This is a genomic window from Acinetobacter sp. ANC_7682 (genome assembly GCF_056779795.1).
The window spans coordinates 40839-54663 of sequence record NZ_JBWYIQ010000014.1 but is presented as its reverse complement, the minus strand read 5'-3'; the positions used below and the strand labels follow the sequence as shown (position 1 = coordinate 54663).

General features: G+C 39.9%; 15 protein-coding genes. 7 read left to right on the top strand and 8 right to left on the bottom strand.

The features are described from left to right. Positions 1–17: 17 nt before the first annotated feature. From asd to AC1M9D_RS07360, 5 genes are all read right to left on the bottom strand, one after another. Complete coding sequence (gene asd, locus AC1M9D_RS07380; RefSeq protein WP_179999637.1) at positions 18–866, bottom strand: archaetidylserine decarboxylase; 849 nt, start codon at positions 864–866, stop codon at positions 18–20. Beyond that, on the bottom strand, positions 863–1711 hold the full coding sequence (locus AC1M9D_RS07375; RefSeq protein WP_481611843.1) for a sulfurtransferase: 849 nt from the start codon (positions 1709–1711) through the stop codon (positions 863–865). Before AC1M9D_RS07375 ends, asd begins: the two co-directional genes overlap by 4 nt. Before the next feature lie 105 nt (positions 1712–1816). Continuing rightward, on the bottom strand, positions 1817–3025 hold the full coding sequence (gene pncB / locus AC1M9D_RS07370) for a nicotinate phosphoribosyltransferase (protein ID WP_481611842.1): 1209 nt from the start codon (positions 3023–3025) through the stop codon (positions 1817–1819). A gap of 113 nt (positions 3026–3138) precedes the next feature. Then, positions 3139–3642 (bottom strand): ankyrin repeat domain-containing protein, encoded by a 504-nt coding sequence (locus tag AC1M9D_RS07365; protein WP_481611841.1) that lies wholly within the window; start codon positions 3640–3642, stop codon positions 3139–3141. A gap of 139 nt (positions 3643–3781) precedes the next feature. Then, positions 3782–5296, bottom strand: a complete 1515-nt coding sequence (locus tag AC1M9D_RS07360) for a catalase (RefSeq protein WP_035264807.1) — start codon at positions 5294–5296, stop codon at positions 3782–3784. 233 nt (positions 5297–5529) lie between these two features. Here AC1M9D_RS07360 and dtd point away from each other — a divergent pair, with 233 nt between their 5' ends. Further along, positions 5530–5970: a D-aminoacyl-tRNA deacylase gene (gene dtd, locus AC1M9D_RS07355; protein ID WP_035264810.1), complete on the top strand. Its 441-nt coding sequence runs from the start codon at positions 5530–5532 to the stop codon at positions 5968–5970. 92 nt (positions 5971–6062) lie between these two features. Here dtd and AC1M9D_RS07350 read toward each other — a convergent pair whose 3' ends face one another. The 3 genes from AC1M9D_RS07350 to serB form a co-directional block, all read right to left on the bottom strand. Then, positions 6063–6542: an SCP-2 sterol transfer family protein gene (locus AC1M9D_RS07350; RefSeq protein WP_092766561.1), complete on the bottom strand. Its 480-nt coding sequence runs from the start codon at positions 6540–6542 to the stop codon at positions 6063–6065. Between the two features lie 190 nt (positions 6543–6732). Further along, entirely contained in the window at positions 6733–7047 is a 315-nt protein-coding gene (gene aciT / locus AC1M9D_RS07345) for a ciprofloxacin tolerance protein AciT (protein ID WP_035264816.1), read from the bottom strand. A gap of 411 nt (positions 7048–7458) precedes the next feature. After that, a complete protein-coding gene (gene serB / locus AC1M9D_RS07340) occupies positions 7459–8679 on the bottom strand; it encodes a phosphoserine phosphatase SerB (RefSeq protein WP_481586915.1) in 1221 nt (406 codons plus the stop codon). 77 nt (positions 8680–8756) lie between these two features. Between serB and AC1M9D_RS07335 the strand changes: the two genes are divergently transcribed. From AC1M9D_RS07335 to AC1M9D_RS07310, 6 genes are all read left to right on the top strand, one after another. Beyond that, complete coding sequence (locus tag AC1M9D_RS07335) at positions 8757–10028, top strand: hypothetical protein (protein ID WP_481611840.1); 1272 nt, start codon at positions 8757–8759, stop codon at positions 10026–10028. Positions 10029–10312: 284 nt separating this feature from the next. Then, positions 10313–11434, top strand: coding sequence for a bifunctional 3,4-dihydroxy-2-butanone-4-phosphate synthase/GTP cyclohydrolase II (ribBA, locus tag AC1M9D_RS07330; RefSeq protein WP_481611839.1), 1122 nt, complete (start codon positions 10313–10315; stop codon positions 11432–11434). A gap of 24 nt (positions 11435–11458) precedes the next feature. Then, positions 11459–11929 carry a 6,7-dimethyl-8-ribityllumazine synthase gene (gene ribH / locus AC1M9D_RS07325; protein ID WP_035264832.1) on the top strand — a complete coding sequence of 157 codons (471 nt, stop codon included), beginning with the start codon at positions 11459–11461 and terminating at the stop codon, positions 11927–11929. 3 nt (positions 11930–11932) lie between these two features. After that, positions 11933–12382, top strand: coding sequence for a transcription antitermination factor NusB (gene nusB / locus AC1M9D_RS07320; RefSeq protein WP_035264834.1), 450 nt, complete (start codon positions 11933–11935; stop codon positions 12380–12382). Between the two features lie 12 nt (positions 12383–12394). Then, positions 12395–13324 carry a thiamine-phosphate kinase gene (gene thiL / locus AC1M9D_RS07315; protein ID WP_481611838.1) on the top strand — a complete coding sequence of 310 codons (930 nt, stop codon included), beginning with the start codon at positions 12395–12397 and terminating at the stop codon, positions 13322–13324. A 10-nt stretch (positions 13325–13334) separates the two neighbouring features. Continuing rightward, the gene (locus tag AC1M9D_RS07310; RefSeq protein ID WP_179999727.1) at positions 13335–13811 is read left to right on the top strand and encodes a phosphatidylglycerophosphatase A family protein; all 477 of its coding nucleotides are present in this window, start codon (positions 13335–13337) and stop codon (positions 13809–13811) included. The last annotated feature ends 14 nt before the right edge of the window (positions 13812–13825 follow it).

Genomic DNA, 13825 nt, shown 5'->3' with positions numbered 1-13825 from the left:
TTATTCAGAAGATACACTCAAATAAGATGACCTAACGCTTCACCCATTACTACAGTTGAGTTCGCCTTAAATGCTTGGTCCCATTGCATTTTATCTTTCTCAAACAAAACTACAGCCGTTGAACCCAAATAAAAACGTCCGAGCTCATCACCTTTTTCAAGTTTCATCGCATGATGGTTCAGCTCTAAGCGACCTGTTGGTTTTACTTTACCTGTCGCAACAGTTTCAATTCCAGCAACAATCATTGCGCCAACTAAAACAACAGCCATACGACCAACATCAGTATCGAATAAACATACCATTCGTTCATTACGTGCAAACAAACCCGGAATATTTTCAGCTGTAGTTTGGTTGACTGAAAATAATTCACCTGGAATATATAAAGTTTCAGTCAATGTACCAGAATAAGGCATATGCACACGATGATAATCACGCGGTGATAAGTACACTGTTGCAAATTCACCATTTTTGAATGGTGCTGCCAATTGAGGATCACCAATTAACTTTTCAACTGAAAAGCTTTGACCTTTTGCCTGAAAAATATCGCCCTCATTGATTTTACCCAATTGTGAAATTGCACCGTCTGCAGGTGACACGACACTTTTAGGATTAGGATCAATTGAACGAACGCCTGTTTTCAAAGAGCGAGTGAAAAACTCATTAAAGGATTTAAATTTCAAGGCATTTTGTTGCTCAGCAATTGACATATCAATGCCATATTTTGCTTTAAATGCTTGAATGACAACATTCTTTAATACTGGGTTTTCACTGGCTGCGACTTTACCCACCAAACGGCTGAGTTTTTGTTGCGGGACGATTTGCTGCGCTTGAATAAATAGTTTCTTTTTTAAATTTGTCAGACTCACTCAGGTGACTCTCCAGTAATGATTGGACTGTCGAGGCGGTTGCCCCACTCGCTCCACGCACCATCATAAGCTTGGATATCCCAACCCAGTAATCGACCAATAATGTAAGCTAAACCTGAACGGTGATGAGACTGACAATATACGACGACTGGCTGATCAAATTGAAAGCCCAATTGTTCTAAACGTTGTTGCGTGCGTTCTAAGGGGTGCAATTTTAAATGATTTTGACGATTAAGTGCAGTACTCCACTCAAAATGTCTAGCCGTTGGAATATGTCCACCACGACGTGCCGCGAGACGTTGCCCGGTATACTCTTCAGCCGTCCGGCAGTCCCATACTTGGCAAGTTTTATTTTCAATTTTTTTTATTAAATTTGAATAATCAATACGGTGTTGATCAACATTGGATGTCTCCACTTGAAAAAGACATGTGACTGGCTGAACCTCTTCAACTTCTGAAGACGTAGGATAGTTGGCGCCTAACCATGCATGAATACCACCATTTAATAAACTGGTGTTATAAAAACCCATACAGTGTAGATTCCAGATCAGTCGACCAGCCCATGCCCCACCTTCATCATCATAGACCACGACATGATGCTCAGGTGATATGTTTAATATCTGGACTAGCTGCTGAAGCCCTTCATCATCAGGCAATAAACCCGTAGCTTGTTCCTCTTGGCGCACTAAAAATTTTGGCTTCAGATGTATAGCATGCGGAATATGTAATTGCTCATAGACCGAACTTCGGGTCAAATCAACAATACGTAACTTTTCACTTCCTAAATGAGGAACAAGTTGTTCTGCTTCAATCAGCAGACCGAAATCAAAAGCGTTAGTGGTCATATTTATTGAATAGTTCTATTGGCCTTGTTCAAATCTTAGCACAAGACTTTTTCAAAATTATTCTGATTTTTTGCATGGTATTAGCAAAAAATCAGAAAAGGGAAATTATGATTGAGGAGACTCAACATCAAATACCTGACGCAAATATGCGAGGAAGGTATCATTATCAGTCATCGTTTTTCCTGGGCTATCAGAGAGTTTAGCTACTGATTGACCATTGCACTCGACTAACTTTAGAACAATATTCAAAGCAGTTTGTCCCATATCATTGGTGAGGTTAGTACCAATCCCGAAACTCACTTGGAAACGATCTTTAAAATATTGATGCAAATCCCATGCCTTCTCTAAGTTTAGACCATCACTGAAAGTGAGCATTTTAGTTTTGCTGTCAATTTTTAATTTTTTATAATGTGCGTAGGCTTTATCGCCCCACTCATATGGATCACCACTGTCATGTCGTAGACCATCAAACAATTTGGCAAAATACAAATCAAAGTCTCTTAGGAATGCATCCATACCAACAACATCTGTCAGTGCAATGCCTAAATCTCCGCGATATTCCTGCACCCAAGTTTCAAGTGCAGCTTTTTGGAAATCACGTAAGCGAACATCAAGTGCTTGGAAAGCTTGTAAAAATTCATGCGCCATCGTACCAATGGGTGTAATACCCAACTGCTTTGCCAATAAAACATTACTTGTGCCACGAAAAATATGTGGTGCAGCCTTATTAAACTCTTCCACCACATGTTTCTGCCAGTCAAAACTATAGCGACGGCGTGTTCCAAAATCGGAAACAAGAAATGGTGGATCATTCGGTTGTTGACTACTTTCATAGTGTTTCAACAATTCAATTTTAGCTTTAAGACGGCGCTCTCCTTCTGCCAATACCTGGTCATCGCGAATACGACGAAAATAGAGTTCATTGACGATTGCAAGCACGAAAATTTCAAACATCATTGCTTGAACCATAGGTCCTTCGATACGAATATCTAAACGGCCTTGATCATCGATACTGGCTTTAATAAAACGGCGCTTAAGTTGAAATAATTCTAAATAGTCTACAAAATCACTTTTAATAAAGCGCAAACTTCTTAAATATTGTAATTCGTCTTCTTTAAATTTGAGCTGACACAGTAAATCTAACTGTTCGTTCAGTTCCTCTAATATATCCACGAGTGGATAGGCTGTATCTTCAAGGTTACGACAACGAAATTGATAGACACTATCCGTTTGAGGAAATTGATGTAATACCACTTGTAACATCGTGAATTTATACAAGTCAGTATCAAGTAAGGATTGAATAATGGCAGACATATTATTTTTCAGTTTTTAGCAACTTATTGCATTAAAGCACATTTTGTTGCGATTCATAGCTCGTTTTAGTAATTGTCGAAGATTATTCGACTAATTACTAAAACTTAAACTGATTATTTTTTTGCATTGTCTTGACTATATGACTCAGTCAAAGCTTTCAATGCTTTATCTTGCCCAATAACTTTTGCGAATTCTTCTGTGGTCTTGTGTCCTGTCTGTTTCGCTTGAGCATCACAATCGACCTGGCGTAATTGTTTGGCAATCGACCATTCAAGCTTAAAGATAGCACCCATCAAAGCTGTATTACCCTTATTATCACGAGCACAGCGGTCTGCGCCGTTTTCCAATAGAGTCATTACAATATCTTGATGACCATAGTAGGTCGCCATCATTAATGGTGTAAAACCAGCATGGTTTTTAATATTGACTGGAAACCCATGTTTCAAAAATTCATGAATAACTTCTTTGTTTCCTGTTTTCGCTGCTGCAAAAAATAAGTCAATCACTTCTTTCTGATCTGATTGTTGTGAGCTACTGACAGACGTCGTTTGAGCGTGAAGCATTACTGAACTTAAACTCAGTAAAGCGATTAATAAACTATATACAATATTTTTCATTCTTCCCTCACCTGAGTTTAAATTCGATAACGAGTGCCTGTAAAACTCCCCTAGGGTTGCAGGAAAGGAATTGAGTTTTACAGGACTTTTTTGAGGTGACACCTTAGACCCTAATCACCAATTTAAGGACTAATCTTGATTAGTCTTTTAAAGCTGCCGCTTTCGCTTTAACAGTCGCTAAGTTACCGTTTACAGCTTTAGTCATACGTGTGCCATAATCCGCATCTGCTTTATAGAAATAAGACAACATGATGTGTTTAGTTTCTGAATCTTTTACGTTACCAAGATCAGCTGCTAAGTTCATAATGAGGTCAGATTTCTCTTTAGCAGAGTATGAACGATATAAATCACCCGCTTGCTTAAAGTTTTGCTCTTTCACACCACGTTGCTGAACTGTGCCAGAAAGTGGAGTTTCAACAGCACGTGCTTTAGGAGTCGATGGTTTTGGCTCCATACGGCTTGGTTCATAGTTCACGTTAGATGAAGTTGCACCAACATTCATATAACCATCTTGGTTATTGTTGTTCACATTTACCAATGGACGGTTTACTGGAATTTGCTGGTGATTTGCACCCAAACGGTACATTTGTGTATCAGAGTAAGAGAAGATACGACCTTGAAGTAAGCGGTCTTCTGATGGCTCGATACCTGGTACTAAATTACCTGGTGCTAAAGCAACTTGTTCCGTTTCTTGGAAGAAATTCTTCGGCATACGATTTAATGTCAAAGTACCCACTTTTGTTTCTGGTACTAAATCAGTAGGCCAGATTTTAGTTGGATCAAGTGGATCGAAATCAAAGCTATTCAAATCTTTAGGATCCAACACTTGGATATAAAGATCCCATTTCGGGAAATTGCCCGCATTGATGTTCTTATAAAGATCATTCGTTAAGTGGTTGAAGTCTTTACCTTGTAATTCAGCAGCTTCTTTAACGTTTAGACCTTTAACACCTTGCTTAGAACGGAAGTTAAATTTAACGTATTTATATTCGCCTTTGTCGTTGTACAATTTAAATGCATGTACACCGAAACCGTCTTGTTCACGGTAGCTCGTAGGAACACCTTGGTTACCATACACATAAGTCAACATATTTGTTGCCCATGGCTGGCTAGACAAGAAGTCAAATACGCGATTAGCGTCTTGAACGTTGTCAATTGGGCTTGGTTTCATTGCGTGGATGAAGTCTGGGAACTTGATCGCATCACGAATGAAGAATACAGGCGTTTGGTTACCAACTAAATCCCAGTTACCTTCTTGAGTATAAAACTTAATTGCGAAGCCATGTGGGTCACGTAAAGTTTCTGGAGAATGCTTACCATGAATTACTGTAGAGAAGCGTAAGAATACTGGAGTTTTCGTACCTGCTTTGAAAAGTGAAGCAATAGTAAGATCTGATAAATCTTTAGTTGCAACGAATTCACCATAAGCTCCCGTACCACGTGCGTGTACAACACGCTCAGGGATACGCTCACGACCGAAACGTTGAAGTTTTTGAATCAACTGTACATCTTGTAATAATACAGAACCATTTGGACCTGCAGTGATTGAATTTTGGTTATCACCCACTGGTGCGCCGTTATCTTTTGTTAATGGTGCAGCTGATGCTGCTGTCGCAGTTGCAAGCATTGCAACCAACATTGAACGCTTAAACATCGTTTTCTCTCTCAAATTTACCTTTCCTGCAGGCGTAAATTACCTTCTTTAATAAAATTGGTAAAAAGGTTAATTTTTATTATTTCAATCGCTTTATTAGATTAAAGGTGTATGCTCAGATTAATTATTTTTTTATCAATAACTTATGAGGATAGATGACGACTTTATCCCTTTTCTTTTTTCCAATTTGATACAATTCATTTGAATTAAAAAACATCAAACTTGGTTGAATTATGCGTGCTTTACTCCAACGAGTCCTTGAAGCGAAAGTCGTTGTGGATGGTGAGATTACTGGTCAAATCGAAAAAGGGATTTTAGTTTTTATTGGTATTGGCAAAGAAGATAACTTTGAAAAAGGTAAGAAGCTCATCGATAAGATTTTAAAATACCGTTTTTTTGATGATGACCAAGGAAAAATGGGTTGGAATCTTAGCCAAGCCGGAGGCGGATTATTATTAGTCTCGCAATTTACCCTGATGGCACAAACCCAAAAAGGTTTGCGTCCTGACTTCGGCCCTGCAATGCCGCCTCTCGAAGCAAAAGAACTGTATGAACAGTTAGTTGAATACGCAAAATCTCAGTTTGAACATGTACAAACAGGAATCTTTGCAGCGGATATGAAAGTGCATCTCATCAATGATGGTCCGGTAACCTTTAATCTTGAAGTTGAATGACTAGAAAAGCCCTCTGATGAGGGCTTTTTTTCTTGCATTTAAATACTCATCTCTAGAATCAAAACGAGAAAAGTCCGTATTTAGGTGCTGTATTACTTACCTGTCTTTTCTTTAATAAATTGACGAGCAAATTGTATTTTTTCTTTTACAGGTTTAGGAATTTTTGGTGGAATTAATTTAGCGACTTGGTTAAACCATACCAATAAGCTGAAATCACCTTCCATTTTAATACTGCCATTTTGCATACCCGTCATGAATGCAGTTGGATCACCTTTCATCAGGGTTTTAACACCTTGCTCGCTATCAGCAAACTGAAGTACGAAATCGGCTTTCTCTGCATCACCTGAAACAGAATCAATCTGGCCATTGTTGACTAAAATCTGACGTGCAACACCTAGATCTGTACCAATTTGAATACGGAACTGACGATCATGAATTAACTCAATAAATTTTGGACTCGTACGTGACAATTGTTTCATACGCAACGCCAAACCTAACACCAAAAGGTCTAGTGGATCTGTGCTTGCATCAACGATAGGTAATTTCACAACAGGTATTGAAGATAGTTTCATGACAATTTAAGTCCGTTTTTTTAATATCAAAAATAATTGATTCATCCTAGCATATCTTATAAGTAAGGAAATGCAGCTTTGTTTAACAAAACGTATAGGCAAAAAAAAGGTATATCATTTTGATACACCTTTAAATATAAAATTGTTACTACGCAGTTTTGGTCTACATCTCATCTGTCATGCGCAGGATTTAATCGTCCTCGTATACAGGAGTATGTTCAATATAACGACGATTTTCTAAAGCCTTTTGCGCACGACTATCTTCGCGAAGTAAGAAAGCCGTTAAAGCTACCATTGCCAAGCTAATCGCTGTTAAATAACTATATGCCAAGGACATGTCAAAGACGTGTTGGACACTATAACGAATACCTTCAAGTAAACCCCAGAAGACCATACCCGCCAACATAAACCCTAGCCAATGACGATAAGGTGAAAAAAATACGGCCGCCAATGCTACAGCGATCAGAGCAAATCCGAGTATCGTTGCAAAAGTTAAAGTGACCATAAAAATCTCCGTCAAAATTTAGATGTTTCAAATACTGCCTAATGGTGTTTCACAACAAATTAAATAACGCTTCACTTTCTTCAATGGTCTTGTTGGCGTCTATGAAAGCATTATGGTGAGTTTTTTTCAGAAAAAAAGACCTGATGCTTTTGTAAGCGACACATATTGTCGCAACATTCTTTTGTCATTACATTTTTTAAGATTAGACATTTTTCATAGAGTCAGAATCAGTCAAACTTGGCGTGTCATTACAAAAAAATACCTCGTAATTTTTTGTCAAAACATCTTTTTTTCGATGATGACCATCTGTTTTTTCGTCTGAACTTAACTGATTAAAATTTGTCTAAGAATGATTCACTTAGATTAAAAAAAGCGACCATTTGGTCGCCTTTTTAATGCGCTTTTTTGATTTTAAGCTCGGCTTAAATCTTTATCATGTACACCTAACAGGTACAGAACACCATCCAAACCAACACTAGAGATGGCTTGATTTGCATTTTGGCGTACCAATGGTTTGGCCCGGAATGCAACGCCCAAGCCCGCTATAGAGAGCATTGGCAAATCATTCGCACCATCACCTACTGCAATCGTTTGCTCAAGTGAAATGCCCATTTCATCCGCAATTTGGCCTAATAAAAATGCTTTACGAGCGCCATCCACAATATGCCCTTTAACTTCGCCAGTGACCTGCCCATCTTGAACATCCAAAATATTGGCATGAACTTCATCAATCCCTAGTTTTGCTTGTAAATATTCAGCGAAGTATTGGAAGCCACCAGATAAAATAGCCGTACGATAACCCAAAGATTTCAGGGTTGAAATAAGTCGTTCTGCACCTTCAGTAATCGTTAAACGTTCTGCAATTTTAGGCAATACAGAAGCATCCATGCCTTTCAGTAGTGCCACACGCGCACGGAAACTGCTCTGAAAGTCCAGCTCACCTTGCATAGCACGCTCAGTAATTTCTGCGACTTGTTCACCGACACCTGCTTCAATTGCTAGCTCATCAATCACTTCTTGTTCGATCAGGGTTGAATCCATATCAAAACAAACTAAACGACGATTACGACGGTACGGCGTGTCTTCTTGTACTGCAACATCGACACTTAATTCATTTGATAAACTTAAACATGCCGCTCGCATCGCTGCAGCATCTAACATCTGACCACTCAAACCAAATTGCACACAAGCACGTTTTGGTTCATTTTCAAAATGATTTAACGTTGGGCGTCCAGACAAACGGGTGACTGTTTCAATATTAAAGCCTTGACTCGAAACAATATTAGTCACTGCTTGCAAATGTGCTGCAGTAAGTTCAGGTGCCAATGCTGTCACAATATATCGTGTACGCCCACCTTCTTTCACCCATTGCTCATAATCTTCTGAATTGATTGGTTTAAAGCGCACAGTAAGACCAATATCATGTGCTAAAATCAGAATATCCTTCATGGCCAAAGCTGTTGCTGTCTGGTCTTCGGAGGCAACCACGATGCCGAGAGTCAATTGGTTATGGATAACTGCTTGTCCTACATCTAAAATTTGCAAAGAATGTACGGACAACACCTGCATCAATCGAGTAAACTGATTCGGTTGGTCAGGTCCTAAAAATGAAATAAGAATGATTTCTCGCATGAATTGACTCGGGTCTGAGCTACGAATATTGTAAGAATCATAATCGAAATTGAATTAATTTTCTTTGGAAGTTTACGTTGAATGCGCCTAGACAAGGGCTATTTGCTAGCCTGCTGATTGTAAGTTTTGCCTTGCATACCTTTTTATTGGTTATTGCAACGACACATCAATTAAATGAAAACCGTGCAAGCCAAGGTTTGCTAATGACGACTCAACTGGTCGCAGATAGCTTAACTGAACTTGAACCTGCCAATACTGTATCTCTTGCATTATTAGCCAATCGCTATGCAACGAATCCAAGTGTTGCATATATACGTATTCTTGGCACAGGAGACCAAGTTCTCGCAACTGCAGGCTTGTCTAAGACGCGTCAGGGTGAAATCTTCGTTCGAGATGCACTACAAAATGAAAAGAAAATTGGCAGTGTGGAAATCACATTGGTTAAACCAAGTATCGGTGAAATATTAAGAACACAATGGCTGGCGATCCTCTCGTCACTCTTTATTCATGGCTTATTATGGTTGGCTTATCGTGCCATTGCTCGCCCTACGCGTAGCGAATATCTTGCGAGATTAAATAATGAGTCCCGTTTACGTCATGAGATCAAGCTGCTCACTGAAGCATTAGAACTGGAAAAGAGTCAGCCTAAACAACCTCATACGCCAGAGCAAAATAAAGAACAAGCTGCAATTACGCCAAAAGTACCGACTCTGCAGTTAGATCAGGATGCTTTATCCCTGAATATCCAATTTTATGATCCGAAACAATTAATCAATACGGTTAACAAATCTGTATCTTTACCTTATTTTAATTTATGTCAAATTTTCTTAAATAAGAGTATCGAACTGTGTGCAGCGCATTATCATTTGAATGTTGATGATATCGTTGTGAATCGTAGTTTTGATCAACAAGGCGCTGTTATCAGTATTTCTTCACTCAAGAATAACTCGATTGCTTGCATCTTAATGATTGGTTCGGTGTTTCAATTATTGTCAGAAGTACTCTATAAACGTTACCGTGAGGATAAACGGTTCGTATTACAAACGCGCTGTGCTGTAACCGCGCCAGTGGAAGCAATGCAACTCGACTCAGTACAAGCGGCGGAAAGACTCACACATCACCTGATTGCGAAAGAAATGGCGCTATATTTGACCCACGATCAGTTAAAGCATATTGGTGAATGCTATCAATTGGTTCCGATGCCGAATCCAACCAGTGTGTTAACACGTCACGCTTTCATGATTAATGGTATGAACGAAGCCTGTGCCGAACTTGCACAAAATATCCGTACTGAAATTTTGAAAGGCAAAGCTCAAAGCTCTTCGACGGATCGTACAATCAGCTCTTAATTAGATTAAATTTTAATAAGTAAACCAGATTTGATGCTAAGTTAAATCTGGTTTTTCTTTTTTAAAGCTCACAGTCATGAAAAGTTAGACTAAGCGTCTAGTTTGTATACAAAATTGCTCTTTTGGTAATTTTATCTCTCTTTTCAATGTGCTATGAAGGTGTATGTTGGACTGTGTTGAATGGTACAGTCATAAGCATAGGCAAACTGACTAAAAAAGCGTTAGACTATGGCGCAACAAATTTATTCAAATGTCAGAATGACATAACAAAAAGGTGAAGGTTGATGTCGCTCAATACTGTAGAAGAACTTGTAGCAGATATCCGTGCAGGAAAAATGGTCATCCTGATGGATGATGAAGATCGTGAAAATGAAGGCGACCTCGTTATTGCTGCAACGCACGTACGACCTGAAGACATTAATTTCATGATCACGCATGCTCGTGGCTTGGTTTGCTTAACCTTAAGCCGTGAACGCTGCAAACAATTAAATTTACCGTTGATGGTTGATGCGAATGGCGCTCAACACGGGACAAACTTCACGCTTTCTATTGAAGCTGCAAATGGCATTTCTACAGGTATTTCTCCAGCAGAACGTGCGCACACGATTCAAACAGCAGTTGCGGCACATGCAAAACCAGCAGATATCGTTCAGCCAGGCCATATTTTTCCACTCATGGCACAACCAGGTGGTGTGCTCCATCGTGCAGGTCATACCGAAGCAGGTTGTGATTTAGCTCGTCTTGCAGGTCTTGAACCAGCGTCTGTGATTTGTGAAATTATCAATGAAGACGGGACTATGGCCCGTCGTGCTGACCTTGAAATTTTTGCTGAAAAATATGGTTTAAAAATTGGTACAATTGCTGATCTTATTCACTACCGTATGACCAATGAACAAACGGTAGAGCGTTTGGATCAACAAAAATTAGATACCGAGTATGGTACTTTTGATCTTTACCGTTATCGTGAAGTCGGGAATCCTGATATTCATTTGGCATTGGTTAAAGGTCAACCTGAAGAGGGTGTGACGACTGTTCGCGTTCATGGCTTCAATCCGGCGCGAGACTTATTAAAGCTTAATAAGCAAGATGGTGAAGCAGCTTGGAACTTAGATCGTGCATTAAAAGAAATTGCTCAAAGCGATCGTGGTGTCTTGGTATGGATTGGACAACGTCAGCCGTCTGATTTAGGTCCAGCATTAGAAGCTTTAACTGCGCCAAAACCAGCCAAGTCAAATGCTGCCTTATCTCAGCAATACCAAACCATTGGTGTGGGTGCACAAATTTTACGTGATTTAGGCGTACAGCAAATGAAGCTCCTGAGCTCACCTTTACGCTTCAATGCATTGTCTGGCTTTAATTTAGAAGTGGTCGAATACATCACAGCTGATCAGAGCTCTCATTCATAACTCTTATTAAATATCGAGGTTGCTATGGCGATTCGCCGTATTGAAGGTTTATTACATCTCGCGAGCGAAGATCGTTACGCGATTCTAGTTGGTCGTTTTAACAGCTTTGTTGTTGAACATTTATTAGAAGGTGCAATTGATACATTGCATCGACATGGTGTTAAAGACGATAATATCACTGTCGTTCACGCGCCAGGCGCTTGGGAACTTCCGGTTGTGGCGAAAAAACTCGCAAATTCTGGTAAGTTTGATGCGGTAATTGCACTTGGTGCAGTTATTCGCGGTAGCACTCCTCACTTTGACTTTGTTGCTGGTGAATGTGCAAAAGGCCTTGGTGTTGTTGGTTTAGAAGCTGGTTTACCTGTAATCAATGGCGTATTGACTACAGACAGCATTGAACAAGCCATCGAGCGTTCAGGTACAAAAGCAGGTAATAAAGGTGGTGAAGCTGCCTTGACTGCAATTGAAATGGTTAACTTGCTAAAGGCGATCTAAAGCATGTCGCAGACACTCCAAGCTACTTATGCAGCTAAACGCAAAGCACGTCGTTTTGCTGTACAAGGGATTTATGAATGGCAAATGAGCCACAACCCTGTGCATGAAATTGAAGCACGTACACGTGCTGAAAATGCCATGCATAAAGTGGATCTCAGCTATTATCACGAGTTGCTCACACAAGTGATTGCAAATCATGAAGCATTGGATGCGTTATTAATTCCAGTACTAGATCGTGAGATCTCGGCACTGGACGGCGTTGAATTAGCTACTTTGCGTCTTGGCGCGTATGAATTGAAAGAGCATCTTGAAATTCCATATCGCGTCGTTCTCGATGAAGCAATTGAATTGGCTAAACACTTCGGCGGTGCAGATAGTCACAAATACATCAATGGTGTATTAGACCGTTTGGCACAAAGCCTACGTGAAGCAGAAAAGCAACAAGCAAAATAAGTTGTTGTTGAAATGGCTGAGTTTTCTATTATTGACACCTATTTCAATCGACCGAGTTATTCTTCAGTCGATCTAGGTGTCGGTGATGACTCAGCCCTGCTCACCCCGCCTCCACAGCAACAATTGGTCATTTGTGCCGATACTCTCGTTGCTGGTCGACATTTCCCCATCGATACAGATCCCCATGCAATTGGATGGAAATCTGTAGCTGTGAATCTTTCAGACATTGCAGCCATGGGTGCAAAACCCCAAAGCATTCTATTGGCATTGAGCCTACCCCAAATTGATCATGATTGGCTAAAAGGGTTTAGTCAGGGTTTGTATGATTGTTGCGATCAATTTGGGGTAAGTTTAATTGGCGGCGATACAACGCAAAGCCCACATCTCACATTATCAGTTACCGCTCTAGGCTGGGTGGATATTGGAAAAGCCGTGCCACGTTCTGGTGCTCAAGCAGGTGATTTAATCTGTGTATCAGGCACTGTCGGTGATGCTGCATTCGGATTAAAATATCCCGATCATGCTTTAAAAAAACGTCTCGATTATCCCACTCCACGTTGTGAACTCGGTCAAGCGCTTAAAGGATTGGCGCATAGTATGATTGACGTATCTGATGGTTTAGCACAAGATTTAGGACATATTCTCAAAGCATCTCATGTTGGTGCCGACCTACACTTAGATCAACTTCCACTTTGTCCTGCCTTACAAGCATTGCCCAATCAACAAAAATGGCAATTGGCTTTAGCAGGTGGTGATGATTATGAATTGTGTTTTACCATTCCTTCACCTGCCTTGCATGAATTAAAAGCTCGACACTGCGATACACCGATCACGGTGATTGGTGTCGTAAAAGAGACTCAGCAATTAGATTTTTATCATCATCAACAACCACAAGAACTAGAATTACAGGGATATCAGCACTTTGCCAAAACAACCAATTAATTTTAAAGCGATGACTTGGTCTGAACGTTTCATTGTTTTTTGTGGCGTTGGATTCGGCTCTGGTTTGGCACCAAAAGCACCAGGTACTTTTGGTTCAGCTTTTGCATTGCTGTTTATTCCTGCTTTCATGGCAATAGGTTTTTTGTATAGCACGATTGCCATAATCGTTATGTCATTGATTGGAATATATATTTGTGGAAGAGCCGCTGATATAATGCGCGTCCATGATGACGGACGAATTGTGTGGGATGAATTTGCGGGGCAATCGATCACGTTTCTCCCTTTAATCTACCTAGGCCTAATGAATTGGGTATGGCTATTGGTCGGTTTTGCACTTTTCCGTCTCTTTGATGTTTGGAAACCTTGGCCAATTCGTGTCATTGATCGTCAAGTTGACGGTGGTTTCGGTATTATGCTTGATGACCTCATCGCAGGTCTTTGGGCAGCACTTTGTATTATAATTTATCTCTATATTGATATGGCTTAAGCCAAGCTCCAAAG